A 19,747-nucleotide genomic window follows, 5' to 3' on the forward strand; every position below is an offset into this window, starting at 1 on the left:
TGTCCAGGGACAGGCCGGCCCCGAGCCGATGGGATCAACGCCGATTGAAGCGGAACCAGACCATGAAGACATCAGTTCCATTGCTGGCTGCTCCGCTCGCGGCGATCCTCGTGTTCGGCCTTGCGCCGTTGGTTCTCGTCGTGGTGTGGAGTTTCTGCGCCTGGGATCCGGCGACCTATTGGATCAAGCCCGAATTCAGTCTCGCCGCCTACGGCGCCATTCTGGAGGCCGGGCGCTGGAGCGTGTTCCTGTCCACGCTCGGCAAGGCGTTTCTGACGGCTGCCATTTGCCTCGTGATCGCCTATCCCACGGCTTACGCGATGCATTTTCTCGCCGGCCGCACGTCGTCGGTCGTGCTCGCGGCTCTCTTGACCATCCCGTTCTTTACCTCCTATCTCATCCGCTCCTTCTCCTGGCGGTTGCTGCTTGGCCGCACAGGCGTCATCAACACGCTTCTCCAGCAAGCCGGGATCACCGACGCCCCGCTCGATTGGTTGCTGTTCAGCGATTTCGCCGTGATCGTCGGGCTCGTCGCCTCGTATCTGCCGTTCGCAACCTTCCCCGTTCTGCTCTCGATGCGCCGCGTCGATCCGATCGCGCTGGCGGCTTCGCGCGATCTTGGCGCCGGCTTCTGGACGATGGCGCGCACCGTCTTGCTGCCGCTGACCTATTCGGGCGTTTTCGCGGGATTCCTGTTCGTTTTCGTCATGGTTGCCGGCTCCTCGACGGAGGTGCAGATGCTCGGCGGCGCCGGCGCATCGATCGTTTCCGTGATGATCAACGACGTCATGCGGGTCGCCAACTTCCCGCTCGCCTTTGCGATTTCGACGCTCATGCTCGTTATCGTCTTCGGTTTGGTGCTGATCGGAGATGCCATATTCGGCCTCTCCTCCCTGTTCGAGGATCGCAGCCAATGATCGTCCGGGAAGGAACGAGCCCACGCATCATCATCTGGACGCTGACCGTCGTCGGCCTTGCGATGATCTATGCGCCGCCGCTCTATCTCCTCGGCGTTTCGTTCAATCCGTCCTTGCAGCCCGGATTGCCGCACTTCGCTGATCTGACCTTGAAATGGTATATCGCTTTGGGAGGAGAAAGCGCGCTCATTGCCGCGCTCGTCCAATCGCTCATCATTGCGTTTGCGACGGCTGTGATCGCGACGGTGTTGTCGCTCGGGGCTGCTCTCGCATACCGCGAACTTCACCGCAGCCGAAGCCTATGGTTTCTGACCATGCTTTTGCCGATGTTCGTGCCGGGTGTCATCCAGGGGCTGGCGCTCTCGACGGTTATTAGCCGGGTTGGCGTCAAGGCCTCGGCCTTGACCGTCATTGCCGGCCATCTGCTATGGGCGATGCCCTTCGCCTTCATCGTGATTTTGACGAGCTTTGCTGCTGTCAAAAGGACCTATCTGATGGCGGCGGACGATCTCGGCGCCAGCCGTTTCAGACAGTTCTGCGATATTACCCTGCCACTCATCCGGCCGGGCCTCATCAGCGCTTTCATCTTTTCGTTCCTGCTGTCGCTCAACGAGTTTACGCGCGCCTTCTATCTGGCAGGCCGGCAGAACACGTTGCCGGTGGTGTTGTTCGGCAAGATGAATGCCGGCGCCTCGCCGACGATTTATGCGATGTCGGGCGCAATCTTTCTTGTTTCCAGCGTTTGCGTGGTGGCCGTGGCCCTGCGCGCGCTGCTCATGCAACGCCGAGCGGGGTGATCGATATGCGAATAAGACTGCAAAGCTGCAAGTTCCGTCGGCCCCCAATCCTCCATGAACGGGAGTATAAAGGATGAAGCGAGAGTCCAGATTGATGGCGCTGATCCGTGCGGGAAAACGGCAGGAAGCGTTTGATATGGTCGAACGCCTGAAGGCGGCGGCGCAATTGCTGCCCACTGCGATCAAGGTGGATCGGACAGGCGCCGTCAGCTACTACAAGGGCAATCGCCGCTTTGTGAAGAATACGCAAGGCGGCTGGGATCTGGTGCCGAAGAAGAAATAGATCGTTCTCATGCCGGCATCCGGGTGCTCACCCGATATGCCATCGGCCTGTGATGCGTCGCGCGAGCTGTATCGTCGAGGCCGCACGGTATCCTGACCATCCCTGTCAGGGCCAATTACAACCGGAACGTCCAAATCGCCAATCGAGTGGCGGCGCTCTTCTTTCTTACTCTGCCTCATAGCCTTGCGCGGGTGCATATCGCCCCTTGCCTTCAAGACATCCGTGGAGGGTCGCCCCCTATTATTTCGATGCGGCCAAGCGCCGGTGGAGCAACCTATGAGCGGAGAAAGTTCCCCAGCTGCGGGGCCTTTGATCTCAGCGACTTATTGGCCGGTATAAAAGATCGGATTCTCTCGGAAAATGCGGCCAAGTCATTGCGACGACACCATTTTTATCAATCAAACCAACGTCCTTTAGATGTAAAAACATTAGAAAATAGTATATTTAGAAATATAAAATTAACATCCGCAATCTAAGGTTTCCTCGATCGTCATCATCACGGATGAGCAGTCGATTGGAGGAGACAGGATCATGGCTCGTGTTTCTGATTTCAATAGGGCAGAAGGGGGCGCGGCCGCAGTCGAGTTTGCCCTCATCGCGCCGCTCTTTGTCCTCCTGCTCCTAACGCTCGTTGCCTTTGCCATCTATCTCACTGCCGCCCATTCCCTGCAGCAGCTTACGGCCGACGCTGCACGCACCGCGATCGCAGGTATTTCTTCGAGTGAGCGGACGCAACTCGTTCAGGATTACGTCAATCGCTCGACGATCAACGACGCATTCCTGACGAAGGACAAGCTGACCGTCACGGTCGCGACCGACCCGACCAATGCGAACCAGTTTACCGTCAGCGCCAGCTACGATGCCTCCGCCCTCCCGATCTGGAATCTCTACACCTTCGCCATGCCCGATCAGACCATCCGCCGCTATTCCACGATCAGGATCGGGGGAATGTAATGAAAGAATTTCTCAGGCGGCTCGCCTTTTGCCGCGACCGGCGGGGAAATGTTGCCATCACAACGGCGCTTGTCTCGCCGCTGATCCTCTATTGCCTTGGTCTCGGTATCGACTACGGCATGATGACGCTGCAGCAGCAGCGCCTGCAGCAGCTCAGCGACATCGGCGCAATCACGGCCGCTTCCGATATTACGAACGCCAATACCGCGCTTCTTAACAATCTCCAGTCGAACGGAACGACTGCAGCTCTTGCTTCGGGCACCAGCTACCTGACGTCCAACGGGACCATTTCGACGGCTTCGGCCAATTCAGGTCAATATGAAACGCTCGCCAACATGGTTCTCGGGACCTACACGGCTGACGCATCGATCGCGCCCCAGAGCCGCTTTTCTTCATCAGGAAGCGCCCCCTATGATTCCGTGAAGGTGACGCTCACGCAACAGGCCGTGATGCCCTTCGCTTCCGCCTTTGCCACAGCGCCGACGCTAAGCGCCACAGGCACCGCCTCCAGCGAGCGTTTGGCAGCGTTTTCCATCGGATCACGGCTCGCCAGTCTCAATGGCGGCATTCTGAACCAGCTCCTGGGTTCTCTTCTGGGAACGCAGATATCCCTGAATCTCGTCGATTATCAGTCGCTCATCTCTGCGAACGTAAACCTCCTGAGCTACCTCAATCTTCTGGCGACCGATCTCAATCTCACGGCGGGCAGCTACAACGATCTCCTGGCGACCGATGTCCCCTACGACAAGCTTCTAGGTGCGCTCGGCAAGTCAACCAACTTGTCGCCCGCGGTCATTCGCATTATCAACAGCTTGGGCAAATCGCTCGGCACGACGAAGCTCACCGTCAAGCTCCAGGATATCTTGAACCTCGGCCCCGAGGGCAAAAATATCATCGGCACAGGACCGAACCTGACCTCCAATATCAGCCTGATGAGCTTCCTCTCCCTGACCGCAATGGCGGCCAATCAGCAAAAGCAGATTGCTGTCGATCTCGGGGTTGCACTGCCCAGTCTTGCCACGGCCAAATTGACGCTGGCGATCGGCGAGATGGCACAGCAGACACCGTCCGCTGCGGTCGGCGCGCCGGGCACCACCATCCGTACGCCGCAGGTGCGTGCCGCCATCGAAGTTTCGGTGACGGGATTGTCTGCGATCGCGGGGCTGAAGCTCCGGGTGCCGCTCTATGTTGAGGTTGCTCCCGCCGAGGCCAGGCTGGCTTCGATCACCTGTGTGGGTGGAAATATGCCCAATGCGGTCGTCGGCGTTGATGCCGTGCCTGGCGTCGCCGAGATAGCGCTGGGAGACGTGGATACCTCCGCCTTCGTCAATTTCGGCACTAAACCGCGGGTCACGCAGGCAGCCATCATCGATTCCCTGCTGCTGAGGGTCCTTGCAAGCGCCCAGATCGACATCGCCAACATGAGCCCCACGCGGCTGACCTATCAGCCCTCGGAAATCTCGGCCGGTACGATCAAAACGGTCTCGACCAGGGATATCACGACATCCCTGGTCCAGTCCCTCTTGAAGAACGCCAACATCAGCATCCAGCTGCTCATCCTGACGATCGGGACGCCGAGCGGGGTACTGTCGGGAGTTGCTGACACGCTTTCCGCCGTCACTGCGCCCCTCGACCAGCTCCTCTACAACCTGCTGGGGCTCCTCGGCATCGGCATCGGGCAGGCCGACATACAAGTCACCGATGCCCGCTGCATGCAGCCGGTCCTCGTACAGTAATCGCGGAATTCAGGGATATACCCAGTCATGGCCGTGAGTCTGCGCTGCTGCCGGAGCCAAGTTCGGATGCACTCTGAGGCAGCACCTCCGGGCAGGCCATGATCGGTTGATTCTTAACCGAAAACCTTGCTCTTCGGATTTTGCGCCTCCATGTGAGCCGGCCAGGTGCATTCTTCCATTGTCGGCAGATGCGGCCTTTTAGACAGCCTTAAGACAGCCAGCGGTATAGCGAACAGGCCCAGAGATTGTCGATCTAGCCTCGCGCAAGGTCTGGTTGCGATTGTGTGCATCGGGGCTAGTGTTGGTGAATTGCGCGCTGTGGGGGCGATCCATGATTTCAACGTATCTCGGCTACGTGACTGCGACAAAGGACATGGCGACAACGCTTGCGCGTGTCGCCAAGCAGGCTAGCGTCAAAAGTGACCAGCAGTATTACGATACTCACATCGGCAAGATCAAAAACGTCGACGAATTCCTCGCCGATCAAAAGCTATACAGCTATGCGATGAAGGCCTACGGCCTCGAGGACATGACCTACGCCAAAGCCTTCATGAAGAAGGTGCTGACGAGCGATCTCAGCAACAGCAGCAGCTTTGCAAACAAGCTCAACGACAATCGCTATCGGCAATTCGCGGCTGCCTTCAATTTCACCGCCAATTCCACCAAGCCAGCGGCTCAAAGCGACGCGCAGAAGAACGATACCATCGGTCTTTACGAGCGGTCTTTCGCCAACGAAGCGACGTTGGCAAAGAAGGAGAGCGCATTTTACAGCTCGTGGATCGACAAGGCGACGAATGTCGATGATATCGTCAACAGTACCAGGATGCGGGATTATGTGCTTACCGCTCATGGTCTCGATGCGACCCATATATCGAAGAGCTTCCTGAAGTCTGTTCTGACCAGCGATCTCAATGATCCCAACAGCTTCGTCAATACAGCGAGCAATTTCTCGTCGACTTCGGCCCAGGCAACATACAAGCTGATCGCCTCGGAATTCGGCTTCAAGCCGGATGGCACGCTTTCCGGCGCCACCGCCCAAACGGCACAGCAGAAAGAGGCGCTGATATCCCGCTACGATAACACGGTGCCGACCCTGACCACCTTGGCTTCGGCGACCAGCAACGACCAGTATTATCACCAGCAGATTGGGAAGGTCCGATCGGCTGATGACATCACCGGCGATAACAGACTGTTCTCCTACGTAAAGAGCGCTTTCGGGGTGAATTCGAAAGTCACGGCCAAGCAATTCAGCCTGGCCGTTTCCGACAAAAACTATGCGTTCGTGACCGGAATGACTGAAATGGTTTCCGCGTTCAATTTTTCGCCGGACGGATCGCTTCCCGCCGGCCAGCCGGCGCAGACGGACGCCAGCATCAAGACGACCTCCGATAAATACATGGCGCACTATGCGGATGCCCGGCAGACCTTGTTCAAGGACGCCGAAACCCACTACGCCGCGGTGGTCGGCAAGATAAAGACGATCAACGACTTCTTCGCCGCCAACGACTTTCAGTCCAAAGATCTTCCGACTGTGCAGGAGATGGCGCTTCGGGCCTACGGGATAGACAAGAACGAATTGTCGAGAGAGCAGCTGCGAAAGATACTGGAGAGCGATCCATACGACAGCAAGAGCTATGTCGGATCCCTCAAGGACCAGAGATTTGTCGATCTCGCGAAGGCGTTTAATTTCGACAGCAAAGGCCATCTTCGCCCGGCTGTCGAGGCTCTGCCACTCGCCTCGATGAACAGCTTCGTATCGGCCTATTCCAAGGCAAAGACCTTCGGATTGACGGGCCAGATGCGGGAAAAGGCCGTCAAGGATGTGAAGGACGCGGCCAACAATTTCATCAAGTCGATCGGCAAGGTCAAGAGCGTCGACGATCTTCTGGCGGACAAGAAGCTGACGGATTTCATCCTCGTCGCCAACAACATCGATCCCAAGACAGTCGACAAGAACACACTGAAGAAGGCTTTCACCTCCGATCCGGAGGATGCGAAGGGATTCCTGAACTCGCCGGCCGGTCAGAAGTTCAAGGCGATGGTCAGTGTCTTCAATTTCGACTCCAAGGGGAATCTGACCAACTCCAAGATATCGACGAGCCAAAACAAGGGCACGCGTCTTGCCACGGACGATCTTTATCTCCATCAAAGCCTGGAATCTCAGCAGGGTGCTTCCAACGACGGCATCCGGCTGGCGCTCTACTTCCAGCGAAAGGCGCCGCAGGTCAATTCCGTCTACGATATCATGGCGGATCCAGCGCTCTACAATGTGATCAAAACCACATTCTCCTTGCCGTCCGCCATGTCCAATATGGACGTGACCCGTCAGGCCAAAATGCTGGAAAAGCTGTTTCCGGTGAAGGACCTGCATGATCCCGCCAAGGTCAACAACCTGCTCAAGCGCTTCTCCGCCGTTTACGATGCGGCAAATGGCGTGAACACGAATTCGCCGGGATCGGCGATCCTGACAGGCGGGTCCAATATCGGTATGAGTGCGGACTTGCTGCTGTCGATCGCCCAGCTCAGGTCGCGATAACGGCCTTGTCCAGACGCGGTGCCGCGGCGAGGCGACGGTGCCCATCGTGTTTCCGGCGGCGAACGAAGCATAGTGCCACGAGTTGAGGAGACTTCCGCGGCCCCTATTCCGACGGGGGAGCTTGTCGAGCCCGGCACACCGTCGCAAAAGGGATCAGCGCCGCGGGCAACCCAATGGCGCTGACGATCTGTTTGCAGATCTATCGGCCTACGAATGTGCCCTTTCCGGCTCCATCCTTCCATATTGCCGTATCAGCTCGGCAAGCCGGTCGTGAGAAATGGCCTGGATTCGGAATCGATCATGCGGCGTGCCACCCATATCCTCGGCCGCCAGCATCGCGTTGACAACGGCCTCTTCGACGCTGTCGACGGCTGCCATATAGACGGGGTCGAGGGGTTCGTCATTGACGATCTGCAGGGGCAGATGCCCGTTGGCCTTGTGCGCCATCGGATGTGCATTGGCGGTCGAGAACGCCAGGAAGATGTCGCCGGAATTGTTGCCGCCCGGCGTACCGTTGCGGCCGATGCCGATGGCGGCACGCCGTGCTAGCCGTTTCAGCTGGTGCGGCGCCAGCGGCAAGTCGGTGGCGATGACGACGATGATCGAACCGCGCTCCTGAAGCTGGCTCTGCGGGGTGCCATCCCGCATGTGCCGACCGACCGGCACGCCCGATATCGTCAGCCAGTCGCGCTGGCCATGATTGGCCTGTACCAGCGTGCCGATCGTGTAGCTGCGTCCATCGAACTCGAGGATGCGGGAGGACGTGCCCGTTCCACCCTTGAAGCCGTAGGTAATCATGCCGGTGCCGCCGCCGCAATTGCCTTCCTGCACCGGGCCGGCCGCAACGCTATCAAGCGCGGCGCGCACATCGGCCTCGCTGACGTGCATTCCATTGATATCGTTCAGCGCGCCGTCATAGGTCTCGGCGATGACAGGCATGATCCAGAGGAAGTCGTCTGTCTGGTAGGTCGAGGCATAGTGGTCGATCATCCATTTGACGGTGGCGTGGTGTGCCATGCCGACGCCATGGGTATTGGTGATGACGACAGGGCCGAGAAAATAGCCGCCGTCCTCGATCCAGTGCGTGCCGGTCATCTCGCCATTGCCGTTGAAGCGATGGACGCCGGCGTAGACGGGGACGGGTGTCTCCGAGTGCATATGCGGCAGGATGGCGGTCACCCCGGTGCGCGTCGGGCGCGGGCGGCCGGGACGCGGCTCGTCCTCGATGATGGTGCGGAAGCCGACGCCGATGCCGGCCACGTCCGTGATGGCATTGTTTGCGCCGGTGTGGCCGGTAAAGGGCAGGCCAAGCTGGCGGCCGCGTGGTCTGCGGGGGTTTGTTTTTATGGTCATGTCATTTCTGCCGGGAGCGAAGATAAAGGCCAAGCGAGGCCACGAGGAAGGAGAAGGTCAGCATCATCACCGCGATTGCATTGATCTCGGGTTTGATGCCGCGACGGAGCATGGCGAAGATGAACATCGGCAGTGTCGTGACGTCGACGCCGGCGATGAAGTAGGTGATCACCAGGTCATCCATCGAGATGATGAAGGCAAGCAGCGCCCCGCCGAGGATGCCCGGCATGAGCTGTGGCAGCACCACGCGGCGGAACGTCATCCACTCGTTGGCGCCAAGATCGGCCGAAGCATTTTCCAGCGTCCGATCCATGCCTGCCAGTCGTGCCGAGACGACGATAAAGACATAGGAGATCAGGAAGGTGCATTGGCCGATAATGATGGTCATCAGGCCGAGCTGGATGCCGGCGCTGACGAAGAAGATCAGAAGCGCGATGCCGAGAACGATGTCGGGCATCAGCATCGGCATGAACATGGCGACCTGATAGAAGCGCTTGCCGAGAAAATTGAACCGGTGGAGCGCAATTGCCATGGCAGTCCCGAGCACGGTCGAGATCGCCGTGGTGGAGATAGCAATCTTCAGGCTGTTGAAGACGGCAGCAATCAGCTGATCGGTCGATTCGATATAGAGAGCGCTCTCGGAAGAGGCCGTCTTGAAGCCGAAGACCTTAGCGTACCAGTCCGTGGTGAAGCCACTCCAGCTCATCATGTTGACCGGGTTCGAATTGAACGAATAGACGGCGATCAGGACGAGCGGAATATAGATGAAGGCGAAGAACAGCATCGTGTAAAGTGCCAGTCCGCCGTTGAGGAGCGTGCGTGCGATCTTCATGATCCCCTCCTCATACCGTCAGTGCTGCGGTCGCGTTGCGGCGGCCGGAGACGATAACATAGGCGACGAGCAGCACCAGCATCACGGCCATGGCCATCATGGCGAGCGCCGAGCCGAACGGCCAGTTGCGGGCGGAAAGGAACTGCGCTTCGATGAGGCTGCCGAGCATCATCACCTTGGCGCCGCCCAACACGGCCGGCACGACGAAATTGCCGAGCGCGGGGATGAAGACGATGACGGAGCCGCCAATGATCCCCGGCGTGGTGAGTGGCAGGACGATACGGAAGAAGGTCCGGATCGGGCCGGCGCCGAGATCGAGCGATGCTTGAATGAGCCGCCAGTCGAGCTTCTCGATGCTGGCATAGACCGGCATGAACATGAACGGAATGAAGACATAGACCATGCCGAGTATGATCGCGCCGTCTGTATAGATCATCTCCAGCGGCGTCGAGATCACGCCCGTCGCTATCAGTGCGTTATTGATCAGTCCCGTCGGGCGCAAGATCATCACCCAGACGAAGAGCCGCACGATCAGGCTGGAGAAGAACGGCAGAGTGATCAGGAAGAGGCAGAAGCTCTTCCATTTATCCGGTAGCCGGCTAACATAGAAGGCCGCCGGGTAGCAGACGACAAGCGTCGCCACCACCGTCATGGCCGCGATCCTCAGCGAGCGAAGGAAGATGCCGATATAGACCGGGTCGTATTCCTCGAATTCCGGATTGGCGAAGCCGAGGATGCGGCCGAAATTATCGGGATAGAAGCTCCATTCGACGCCGCCATAAAGGCCCGGCGCCAGGAAGCTCGTTACCACCATGATGCCGAGCGGAACGATAAAGAAGATCAAGAGGAAGAGCGTGACCGGCCCGAGCAGCAGCCCGAGCTGGAAACGCTGGCGCGCAGCAATGGTCATCAGGCTTCCCCTCTCGTGGCGATCAGGTGGACGCTGGCCGGATCGTAGTGCCAGCGTGCGGATTGGCCTGCAGCAAGTAGGCCGACCGCTGCGCGCTGGGCGGCTGGAACATGGGCCAGAAGCTTGCGGCCGCCTGCCGTTCTGCCGAAGACTTCGAAGGACGAGCCGACATAGACAATCTGCTCCACAGTGACGTCGATGGCCGGGCAAGTGCTGGTAGAGGTGGCCAGGAAGAAATTCTCCGGGCGGATCAGCGCGACTGCCGGTTGCTTATCCGCAATTGCCACATTCGGTGCGTGCCTGATCGCGGTGCCTTCGCCGGTGACGAAATCCTGGCCGTCGCTGCGCCCTTCGAACAGGTTGCTTGCACCGATGAAGCTTGCGACGAAAGTGTTGGCGGGGTGGTCGTAGATCTGTCGCGGCGAGTCGAGCTGCTGGATCCGACCGCCGTTGAGCACCGCAACGCGGTCGGACATCGTCAGGGCTTCCTGCTGGTCATGCGTCACGAAGATGAAGGTGATGCCTAGCTCGTGCTGTAGGTTTTTCAGCTCGAGCTGCATGGCTTCGCGCAGGTGACGGTCGAGGGCCGAAAGCGGTTCATCGAGCAGCAGCACCTTGGGGCGCGCCACGATGGCGCGGGCAAGCGCCACGCGCTGTTGCTGGCCGCCCGACAATTGCCGCGGCAGACGGCTTTCCATGTCTTCCAGGCCGACCATCTTCAGCACCGCGCGGACCCGCTCGATCCGTTCGGCCTTGCCGACGCCGGCGGCCTCCAGGGCATAGCCGATATTCTCGCCGACGCTCATGTGCGGGAAAAGCGCGTAGTTCTGGAAGACGGTGTTGACCGGGCGACGATACGGCGGCCGATCCGTCATGTCTTCTCCGTCAATCACGATGCGGCCGGCATCAAGCTCGGCGAAGCCGCTGATCGCCTGCAGCAGCGTGGTCTTGCCGCAGCCGGATGGTCCCAGAAGTGTGATGAACTCATTACGGCCGATTTCAAGATCGATACCGTCAAGCGCTTTGACCTGCCGACCCTCGGGAGTCGGAAAGGCCTTTGCGGCTGAGACCAGCCGCACGATTGCATCTCGCATGCTTCGTTCCCCGAAATGTTATTAAATTAACTCTTGCGCGATTTCGATATGTTGATATCATTTTTCTGTCGAAGTCAACGCCCTCAACGCGGTCGGTTACAGCTTCCACAGAGGTCGAGCCTGGCGTGCCGAGGGGATAATAATCCTATCAAGGGGAACCAAAATGACGATTTTGAAAGGCGTGTTCAGACGCCTGGGTCTTGTTGCGCTTACGGCATTGCTGCCGACCGCGGTTCTTGCCGACGAGCTCAATATTTATAACTGGGGCGAATACATCAATCCCGCCGTACTCCAGAAATTCGAGGAGGAAAGCAAGATCAAGGTCAATCTGTCGACCTACTCCTCCAACGAGGAAATGCTTGCCAAGATCCAGGGTGGCGCCACCGGCTACGACATCGTTTTCCCGTCGGTGCACATGCAGGAGATCATGGCCAAGCTCAATCTTCTGGAGAAGACCGACATCAATACCTACGAGGGTTTCAAGAACATCGATCCCAAGTTTCTGCGTGCCAAGAGCGATCCGAAGGGTGAATATTGCCTGCCTTACGCCTTCGGCACGGTCGGCATTCTCTACAACCGCCGCGTCCTCGGCAAGGATATCACCGGCTGGAAGGATCTGGTCGCAACGGTGAAGGCCAAGCACCTGAAGTTCACGCTGCTCGACGATATGCGTGAAGTGCTCGGGGTCGGCCTGATCCTCAACGGTCACTCCGTCAATTCGACCAAGTCGGAAGACCTCCAGCAGGCGGCCGATGCGGTCATCGACATGAAGCCCTATGTTGCGGCTTTCACCTATGACTCGCGCCCGATGGTGGAGTCCGGCGACATTGCCGCTGCCCACTTCTTCGTCGGCTCGATGATCAACGTCTTCGGCAACCCGAAGGATCTCGGCTACGTCATTCCGGAAGAAGGTGCGACCATGTATCAGGAAGATATGTGCGTGCTGAAAACGGCTCCCAACAAGGCGAACGCGATCAAGTTCCTGCAATTCTATACCCGTCCGGAAGTCCCTGCACTGAATGTCGCGCAGCAGACGAACGGCACCCCCAATGTGCCGGCTCGCCAATTGACGCCGGAAAACATCAAGAATAGCAAGGAAATCAATCCGACTGACGAAACCATGAAGCGTCTGCAGATCTTTGAGAATCTGGGACCGGGGCTCCGTCAATTCGATCGCGTATGGACGAAAGTCAAGACAGCGCAGTAATGTCAGGATGCGATACTCCGCCCGGTTCCGGGCGGAGCTTCAGCGGAGGGAAGATTGTCGAAGGATCTATTGAAGCTTGTGCAGAGCGCGGAAATGCGCAAGTCGAAATCCGACAAGCTGATAGCCAGCTATATCGAGCGCAACATCGCAGAACTTCCCTTCGAGACAGCGAAATCCATTGCGGCCAGGTTGGAGATCTCGCAGATGACCGTCGGTCGTTATCTGCGGCGGCTCGGCTTCGATGGTCTCGATGAGCTCAAGGCGGCCCTGCGCCGCGGCAGCCGCTCCAATCCCGCCTGGCAGATCAAAGGCTCCCTGGATCGTTTCCAGGAGGACCTGCGCGACGGCAAATTTCTCGCCGGGTTGCTGCAGCAGCAGGTCGAAAATCTCGGCTTGATCTATGAGCTGACGACCGCGCCGCAATGGCAGCAGACCATCGATGCGCTGATCTCGGCCAGCGAAGTCTATGTTGCCGCCTACCAGAACGTCCGTGGCATCGCCCAGTATTTCGCCGCCCAGCTCTCCTATACAAGGTCGCGCGTCTCCTTCATGGATGGGTTAAATGGCACCTATGCCGAATTGCTCGACGGCGCCGTCGAGGGCCGCGTGCTCTTCCTTCACGATGTTCGCCGCTTCGCCGCCAAGGCGAGACCGCTTGCCGAAGAGGCACGCCGCGCCGGCGTGAAGGTCATCCTGCTGACGGATGAATTCTGCCCCTGGGCGAAAGAGGTGTCGGATATCTCGCTCGTCATACCCGGCTCGCACGGTCCGCTCTGGGATGGAGCGGCGACCATGACCGCCGTGATGGATCTTCTTCTCGCCAACATCATCGTCGTCCTGAGCGGCAAGGTGGGTGAGCGTGTCGAATTGCTGACCCGTTTGCAGGATGTGTTTGGCGATTTCGAAAGCTGACCACCGGCTCCGAATGTCTTGTTCTCGTCGCGAACGGCGACGTAGTTTGAGCGCCTGCACTGCTTTGATCTGAGCGATGGACCCAAGGACTTTGCTATCCCGTGTCTTTCTTCTGGCCTGTGCGCTCGCCATGGGCATCAATTTGGCCTTGGCTCAAGCGCGTGCCGCGCCCGAAGCGATTTTGCCTGTCCCTCCAACCCCGCCGCAACTGCAGCAGGCCATGGATCGCGTGAAGCCCGGCGCTCCCCGAATCCGCGAGCTTCTTGGCTGTGTTCCCGCTTTCGGTCAGCCGGAAACCGTTCGCCTCCGCGCGACGATGGCCGAAGGGCGCGACTTCGTCGATAGCCTGCCATTCAGGTTCGACAACGGACGATGGGACGTCGTTCTGGATCAAACCGGAGCACCGCCGACAATCGAGGGGGCATGCGCCCCCCTTGATATTGCCCAGGCTGCCTTTCGAAAATTGCGCGAGGATGCGGGGTTGAACGTCATCGGAGAGGTTGACGATGGCGAGGGTCTTTTCACGGACGAGCGGGGCATGCTTCGCGACAAGAAAGGGCCATACCGCTTGATGTGCCGCTATGAGGTCGTCACCGGCTTTGGCAACAAGTACCTCATCATCACCTATGTCTGGCACAATGGGTCGCACTATGTCGTCGATCCGGACATCGAAGTTTGGCCGGACGACTGACGGCGGTGGTGGCCGCCCGATAACGAGCCACCCCGCCGCTCATTGCCTGCTTAGCGAGATACCAAAATCATGCGATTTCGAGAGCCGCTGCCAGATCGGCGATCAGGTCGTCCGGATGCTCTATCCCAATCGACAGGCGGATCGTCGATTCCAGCACGCCAATGCGGTGGCGAACATCTATCGGTACGCCGGAATGCGTTGTCGTTGCGGGATGGGAGGCCAGCGATTCCGTACCGCCCAGGCTGACGGCCAGCTTGAAGATCTGCAGTGCGTTCAGGAACCGGAACGAAGCCGGCTGTCCACCCCTGATGTCGAAGGAGAAGGTGGAGCCCGCCCCGCTGCACTGCTTAGCGAAAGTCCGGCCGGTCGCCGATGCCGGATCCGCATAGGCGAGATAGTGAATTTGCTCGACCTTAGGGTGATCGCGCAGGAAATCGGCGACGGCCCGGGCATTGCTGTTTGCCCGCTCCATGCGGATCTGCAGCGTTTCCAGCGAACGGCCGAGCATCCAGCAGGAATGCGGATCGAGCTGCGTGCCGATCGCGCCGCGCAGCGCCTTGACCTGTTTCATAACAGCTTTGGAGCCGAGTGCGGCGCCGGCGATCAGGTCGGAGTGGCCACCGACATATTTGGTCAGAGAATAGAGGGAAATATCGGCACCGTGCTCGATCGGCCGCTGGAAGACCGGCCCTAGCAAGGTGTTGTCGCAGGCGACAATCGGCGTGTGGCCCTGCTTTTCGCCGATGGCATCGGCAACGCGGCGGATCATGGCGATATCGACGAGGCTATTCGTCGGATTGGCGGGCGTTTCCACGAGAATGAGCGATACACGGCCCTTGGCCATCGCCGCCTCCGCACTCGCCGTCACGGAAGCTTCGTTGACGCCGTCGGCGAAGCCGACCGCCGAAACGCCGAGATTGAGAAATGTCTTGGCAATCAGCGTTTCTGTACCGCCATAAAGCGGCTGCGAATGCAGGATCGCATCACCAGGTCGAACGAAGGCGAGCAGGGTTGTGGCAATTGCCGACATGCCCGAAGAGAACAGTGCGCAGCTCTCCGTTCGCTCGTAAACGGCAAGGCGATCTTCGACGATTTCGCTGTTCGGGTGGTTGAAGCGCGAATAGACGAGACCGACGCCCGTGCCCTTTGGCGGCTCGTTTCGGCCGGATATGTAGTTGAAGAAATCGCGCCCATCCTCGGCCGATTTGAAGACGAAAGTGGAGGTCAGGAAAACGGGTGGCTTGACCGCGCCCTCGGAGAGTTCCGGGTCGTAGCCATAGTTCAGCATCTGGGTTTCGGGGTGAAGGGCGTGGTTGCCGATATGCGTTTTCGAGGGATGCGGCGCAGTCATGACGGTCTCCTCAGCCGACGACACGAACATTAGATTCGCATCATATCATTAGTTGAGGTGATTGCGCGCCATAGTCTTTGCGCCGGCGGCGAGCCGCCCGAGGCGGACTCGCCTTGTCGATTTCCTCAGTAGATTTCCGGTACGTACATTTCCGGCGGCACCGGCGTGCGGTGGTAGTCGGCGTTGCGCATGCGCTCCGGCAAAATAATCTCCGGCTTCGGCACGGCTTCATAGGGGATCTGCTTCAAGAGATGGGCGATACAGTTAAGGCGTGCCCTCTTCTTGTCGACGGCGTGGACGACCCACCAAGGCGCTTCCGGAATATGCGTGCGTTCCAGCATTTCTTCCTTGGCCTTGGTGTATTCTTCCCAATGCACGCGGCTCTGCAGGTCCATCGGTGACAGCTTCCACTGCTTCAGCGGATCCTGAATGCGCATGTTGAAGCGGAATTCCTGCTCTTCGTCGGTGATCGAAAACCAGTATTTGAGTAGGATGATGCCGGAGCGCACCAGCATGCGTTCGAAATCCGGCACGGAGCGGAAGAATTCTTCCAGCTCCTCCGACGAGCAGAAGCCCATGACGCGCTCCACGCCGGCACGATTATACCAGCTGCGGTCGAACAGCACCATTTCGCCTGATGTCGGCAGGTGAGCGGCGTAGCGCTGGAAATACCATTGGTGCCGTTCGCGCTCGGTTGGCGCCGGCAATGCAACAACGCGGCAGACGCGCGGATTGAGGCGCTGGGTGACACGCTTGATGGCGCCGCCCTTGCCGGCGGAATCGCGGCCCTCGAACAGCACCACGACCTTAAGCTTCTTGTACTGCACCCAGTCCTGCAGGCGCACCAGCTCATGCTGAAGGCGGAAGAGTTCGCGGAAATAGACCCTGCGCTCCAGCGTCGCTTCGCCTTCGCTGATAAGGCCTTCGGCAACCAGTTCGTCCAGGCGATCTTCCTCGAGCTGCATCTCGAGCTCTTCGTCGAAGCTGTCGACGATCTCGTCCTTGATGCGGTTGAGCGGGTCCTGGGTTTCGTCGGTCATTGCGCGCCTCCTGCTCTGTTTTCATATTGGTGCTGCTGCGGCTTGCGGCCGCAAACGCCGGCACGTTGTGTGATCATGTGCCGGCTATGTCTCGGCTTTATTCTGCGGTCCAGCCGCCGTCGACGGAAAGCGTCGTGCCGGCAATCTGCTTGGCGGCGTCGCCGCACAGGAACACGGCGATGGCGGCGACTTCGTCGACGGTCACGAATTCCTTCGTCGGCTGCGCGGCAAGCAGCACGTCGTGCTTGACCTGCTCTTCCGTCATGTTGCGGGCCTTCATGGTCTCGGGGATCTGCTTCTCGACGAGCGGCGTCCAGACATAGCCCGGCGCGATGGAGTTGACGGTAACGCCGTCCCGCGCGGCTTCGAGAGCGATGGTCTTGGTAAGGCCGGTGATCCCATGCTTGGCCGAGACATAGGCTGATTTGAAGGGCGAGGCGACCAGGGCATGCGCCGAGGACGTGTTGATGATACGGCCCCATTTGCGTGCCTTCATGCCGGGAATGGCGGCCTTGATGGCGTAAAAGGCGGCAAGCAGGTTGATGCGGATGATCGCTTCCCACTTGTCGTCGGGAAATTCCTCGATCGGGGCGACGAACTGAATGCCAGCATTGTTGACGAGGACGTCGAGGCTGCCAAAGGCTTCCTCGGCGTCACGCACCATGGCGGTGACTTCTTCGCCGTTCATCATGTTGGCGCCGGAATAACGGCACTTCACGCCGAAGTCGGCTTCGATGGCGGCACGTTCCTTTTCGATCGCGTCGGCGTCGCCGAGGCCGTTGATGGTGACATTCGCGCCTTCGGCGGCAAAGGCGCGCGCGATCGCAAGCCCAATGCCGCTCGTCGAACCGGTGACCAGCGCATTCTTCGAAGTCAACGAACCCATAATGCAACTCCCGCAATCTCTATGACAAGGTTGAGCAAATTGAAAATGCCGAGGTGAGCGCACACTGCCAGCGTCGTATGTCGCTTTGATAACAGGTGCGGCCGAGCGCCCGCGGCAACCATCGGCAACTGACACTTCACTGTCATGCAACCGTGCAAGTTTTCGTCGCGGGCGCCCGGTTGTTTTCTCCAACGACGAAAAATACGATGAAGGTCGAAGACATTCTCAAGCATGCCTATGCAATGCCGCTGACCAATCCTTCCTATCCTCCTGGACCTTACCGGTTCTTCGATCGCGAATACGTCATCATCACCTACCGCACGACACGCGAGGCGCTGGAGGCAGTGGTGCCCGCGCCGCTCGAAATCGACGAGCCGTTGGTGAAGTACGAATTCATCCGCATGCCGGATTCCACCGGCTTCGGCGACTATACCGAGACCGGGCAGGTCATACCGGTCAGATATCGCGGCCAGGCCGGCGGCTATGTCCATTCGATGTATCTCGACGACGATGCGCCGATCACCGGCGGCCGTGAGATCTGGGGCTTTCCGAAGAAGCTCGCCAATCCGAAGATCGTCAACGAAGGTGAAGTCATCGTCGGCACGCTGCACTATGGCAGCGTTCTCTGCGCGACCGGAACGATGGGTTACAAGCATAAGCCGGTCGATCAGGGGCCGCTGCTCGCCTCTCTCTCTGAACCGAATTTCCTGATCAAGATCGTGCCGCATGTAGACGCCACGCCACGCATCTGCGAGCTGGTGCGCTACTACCTCACCGATATCACCATCAAGGAAGCCTGGACTTCGCCGGCGGCACTCGATCTCCGTCCGCATGTCATGGCCGACGTCGCGCGGCTGCCGGTTCTCGAAGTGGTTTCCGCCGTTCATTTCACCGCGGATCTGACGCTCGGCCTTGGCGAAGTCGTTCACGACTACCTCGCTGAGCGCAGGTAACAGAGCCCTATTTTTGCCCCTTGCAGGAGACGGACCGTGCTCGAACGAAACACCAAGCCCGCAGTGCCGACAATCCCTGAAATTGCTGAGCAATATGATCGTGTCGCCCTCGTATTTCAGGGCGGCGGCGCACTCGGCGCCTATCAGGCCGGCGTCTATCAGGCGCTGGCCGAAGCAGGATGCGAGCCGACCTGGCTTTCAGGCGTGTCGATCGGCGCCGTTAACGCCGCGATCATCGCCGGCAATGAGCCGAGCCGCCGACTGCAGCGCCTCGAGCAATTCTGGCAGATCATTTCCGGGCGCAAGATCTGGGCCTACACGCCGGAAGGCGACGTCTTCCGCGATATCCGCAACCGCACCAGCTCTTGGATGACCATGACGATGGGGCAGCCCGGCTTCTTCAAGCCGCGCTTTCCCAATCCCTGGTTCGAGCTGCCGGGTGCCGAAGGTGCGACCAGCTTCTACGATTCCGCCGAGCTGGAGAAGACGCTGGAGATGCTGATCGATTTCGACGTGCTGAACGACGGCAAGAAGCGCTTCAGCGTCGGCGCGGTGAATGTCCGCACCGGCAACTTTGTCTATTTCGATACCGACAATATCCGCATCGGCCCCGAACACATCATGGCGAGCGGCGCCTTGCCGCCCGCCTTGCCGGCCATCCGCATAGAAGGCGAATATTACTGGGACGGCGGCATCGTCTCCAACACGCCGCTGCAATATCTGCTCGATCAGAAAGAAGACCGCAGCTCGCTGGTGTTCCAGGTGGATCTGTTCAGCGCGCGCGGTGTCCTGCCGCGCAGCATGCCGGATGTGCTGTCGCGCCACAAGGACATCATGTATTCGAGCCGTACTCGGCAGAATACAGACAATTTCAAGCGCATCCACGGGCTGAAGATGAAGCTGCTGGGAGCCTTGAAGCGGGTACCGAAGGATCAACTGACGCCGGACGAGGAAGAGCTGATGGCCGACTATTCCGATGCAGGCGTGGTCAACATCGTTCACCTCATCTATCAGCACAAGAACTATGAAGGTCATGCCAAAGACTACGAGTTCTCCGGCACCTCTATGCGCGAACATTGGGACATGGGGCTGGAGGACACCAAGCGCACGCTACGCCATTCCGAATGGCTGCTGCCGCCGCTGACTGATGACGCCGTGGCGATCCACGACCTGCATCGCGAAGACCCGGTTTGAGGGAGAGGCCGACAGTGTGGGGAAGTGCCTGCTAACCCATGCCGTTTGCTGACACAGCCTTTGAAGCCGCACCGGTCGGCTCACATAGGATGACCAGCTTC

At 59.1% G+C, this 19,747-nt stretch carries 18 protein-coding genes; 11 read left to right on the forward strand and 7 right to left on the reverse strand.

Annotated features, from left to right (window positions below):
- Positions 1 to 62 precede the first annotated feature (62 nt).
- The 6 genes from QD409_RS01345 to QD409_RS01370 all read left to right on the forward strand — a co-directional run bounded on the left by QD409_RS01345 (position 63) and on the right by QD409_RS01370 (position 7,223).
- On the forward strand, positions 63 to 917 hold the full coding sequence (locus QD409_RS01345; protein ID WP_430761657.1) for an ABC transporter permease: 855 nt from the start codon (positions 63 to 65) through the stop codon (positions 915 to 917).
- Complete coding sequence (locus QD409_RS01350) at positions 914 to 1,714, forward strand: ABC transporter permease (protein WP_092844147.1); 801 nt, start codon at positions 914 to 916, stop codon at positions 1,712 to 1,714. The genes QD409_RS01345 and QD409_RS01350 overlap by 4 nt, the downstream gene beginning before the upstream one ends.
- A gap of 94 nt (positions 1,715 to 1,808) precedes the next feature.
- Positions 1,809 to 1,997, forward strand: coding sequence for a hypothetical protein (locus QD409_RS01355; protein WP_245297910.1), 189 nt, complete (start codon positions 1,809 to 1,811; stop codon positions 1,995 to 1,997).
- A 531-nt stretch (positions 1,998 to 2,528) separates the two neighbouring features.
- The gene (locus tag QD409_RS01360) at positions 2,529 to 2,951 is read left to right on the forward strand and encodes a TadE/TadG family type IV pilus assembly protein (protein ID WP_092844143.1); all 423 of its coding nucleotides are present in this window, start codon (positions 2,529 to 2,531) and stop codon (positions 2,949 to 2,951) included.
- Positions 2,951 to 4,687 carry a pilus assembly protein TadG-related protein gene (locus QD409_RS01365; protein WP_430761658.1) on the forward strand — a complete coding sequence of 579 codons (1,737 nt, stop codon included), beginning with the start codon at positions 2,951 to 2,953 and terminating at the stop codon, positions 4,685 to 4,687. The genes QD409_RS01360 and QD409_RS01365 overlap by 1 nt, the downstream gene beginning before the upstream one ends.
- A gap of 331 nt (positions 4,688 to 5,018) precedes the next feature.
- Positions 5,019 to 7,223 carry a DUF1217 domain-containing protein gene (locus tag QD409_RS01370; protein ID WP_092844139.1) on the forward strand — a complete coding sequence of 735 codons (2,205 nt, stop codon included), beginning with the start codon at positions 5,019 to 5,021 and terminating at the stop codon, positions 7,221 to 7,223.
- 207 nt (positions 7,224 to 7,430) lie between these two features.
- Here QD409_RS01370 and QD409_RS01375 read toward each other — a convergent pair whose 3' ends face one another.
- Genes QD409_RS01375 through QD409_RS01390 form a run of 4 tightly spaced genes read right to left on the reverse strand, consistent with a single transcriptional unit; the run spans position 7,431 to position 11,412 of the window.
- A complete protein-coding gene (locus QD409_RS01375) occupies positions 7,431 to 8,576 on the reverse strand; it encodes a P1 family peptidase (RefSeq protein ID WP_092844137.1) in 1,146 nt (381 codons plus the stop codon).
- Between the two features lies 1 nt (position 8,577).
- On the reverse strand, positions 8,578 to 9,408 hold the full coding sequence (locus QD409_RS01380) for an ABC transporter permease (protein WP_430761659.1): 831 nt from the start codon (positions 9,406 to 9,408) through the stop codon (positions 8,578 to 8,580).
- Positions 9,409 to 9,418: 10 nt separating this feature from the next.
- Entirely contained in the window at positions 9,419 to 10,318 is a 900-nt protein-coding gene (locus QD409_RS01385) for an ABC transporter permease (RefSeq protein ID WP_430761660.1), read from the reverse strand.
- The gene (locus QD409_RS01390) at positions 10,318 to 11,412 is read right to left on the reverse strand and encodes an ABC transporter ATP-binding protein (RefSeq protein ID WP_430761661.1); all 1,095 of its coding nucleotides are present in this window, start codon (positions 11,410 to 11,412) and stop codon (positions 10,318 to 10,320) included. The genes QD409_RS01385 and QD409_RS01390 overlap by 1 nt, the downstream gene beginning before the upstream one ends.
- Before the next feature lie 163 nt (positions 11,413 to 11,575).
- On the opposite strand from QD409_RS01390, the gene QD409_RS01395 reads away from it, so the two are divergent.
- The 3 genes from QD409_RS01395 (at position 11,576) to QD409_RS01405 (ending at position 14,222) form a co-directional block, all read left to right on the forward strand.
- Positions 11,576 to 12,619, forward strand: coding sequence for a polyamine ABC transporter substrate-binding protein (locus QD409_RS01395; protein ID WP_430761662.1), 1,044 nt, complete (start codon positions 11,576 to 11,578; stop codon positions 12,617 to 12,619).
- A 54-nt stretch (positions 12,620 to 12,673) separates the two neighbouring features.
- Positions 12,674 to 13,531, forward strand: a complete 858-nt coding sequence (locus QD409_RS01400) for a MurR/RpiR family transcriptional regulator (protein ID WP_430761663.1) — start codon at positions 12,674 to 12,676, stop codon at positions 13,529 to 13,531.
- Between the two features lie 220 nt (positions 13,532 to 13,751).
- Complete coding sequence (locus tag QD409_RS01405) at positions 13,752 to 14,222, forward strand: hypothetical protein (protein ID WP_430761664.1); 471 nt, start codon at positions 13,752 to 13,754, stop codon at positions 14,220 to 14,222.
- A gap of 67 nt (positions 14,223 to 14,289) precedes the next feature.
- Here QD409_RS01405 and QD409_RS01410 read toward each other — a convergent pair whose 3' ends face one another.
- The 3 genes from QD409_RS01410 to QD409_RS01420 form a co-directional block, all read right to left on the reverse strand.
- Complete coding sequence (locus QD409_RS01410; RefSeq protein WP_430761665.1) at positions 14,290 to 15,573, reverse strand: cystathionine gamma-synthase family protein; 1,284 nt, start codon at positions 15,571 to 15,573, stop codon at positions 14,290 to 14,292.
- A 125-nt stretch (positions 15,574 to 15,698) separates the two neighbouring features.
- Positions 15,699 to 16,613, reverse strand: a complete 915-nt coding sequence (gene ppk2 / locus QD409_RS01415; protein ID WP_430761666.1) for a polyphosphate kinase 2 — start codon at positions 16,611 to 16,613, stop codon at positions 15,699 to 15,701.
- A 97-nt stretch (positions 16,614 to 16,710) separates the two neighbouring features.
- Positions 16,711 to 17,499 carry a 3-hydroxybutyrate dehydrogenase gene (locus tag QD409_RS01420; protein WP_430761667.1) on the reverse strand — a complete coding sequence of 263 codons (789 nt, stop codon included), beginning with the start codon at positions 17,497 to 17,499 and terminating at the stop codon, positions 16,711 to 16,713.
- A 206-nt stretch (positions 17,500 to 17,705) separates the two neighbouring features.
- Here QD409_RS01420 and QD409_RS01425 point away from each other — a divergent pair, with 206 nt between their 5' ends.
- Positions 17,706 to 18,452 carry an acetoacetate decarboxylase gene (locus QD409_RS01425; RefSeq protein ID WP_092844119.1) on the forward strand — a complete coding sequence of 249 codons (747 nt, stop codon included), beginning with the start codon at positions 17,706 to 17,708 and terminating at the stop codon, positions 18,450 to 18,452.
- A gap of 36 nt (positions 18,453 to 18,488) precedes the next feature.
- The gene (locus QD409_RS01430; protein WP_430761668.1) at positions 18,489 to 19,646 is read left to right on the forward strand and encodes a patatin-like phospholipase family protein; all 1,158 of its coding nucleotides are present in this window, start codon (positions 18,489 to 18,491) and stop codon (positions 19,644 to 19,646) included.
- The last annotated feature ends 101 nt before the right edge of the window (positions 19,647 to 19,747 follow it).

This window comes from Rhizobium sp. BR 315, from assembly GCF_050577975.1.
Lineage (GTDB): Bacteria > Pseudomonadota > Alphaproteobacteria > Rhizobiales > Rhizobiaceae > Rhizobium > Rhizobium miluonense.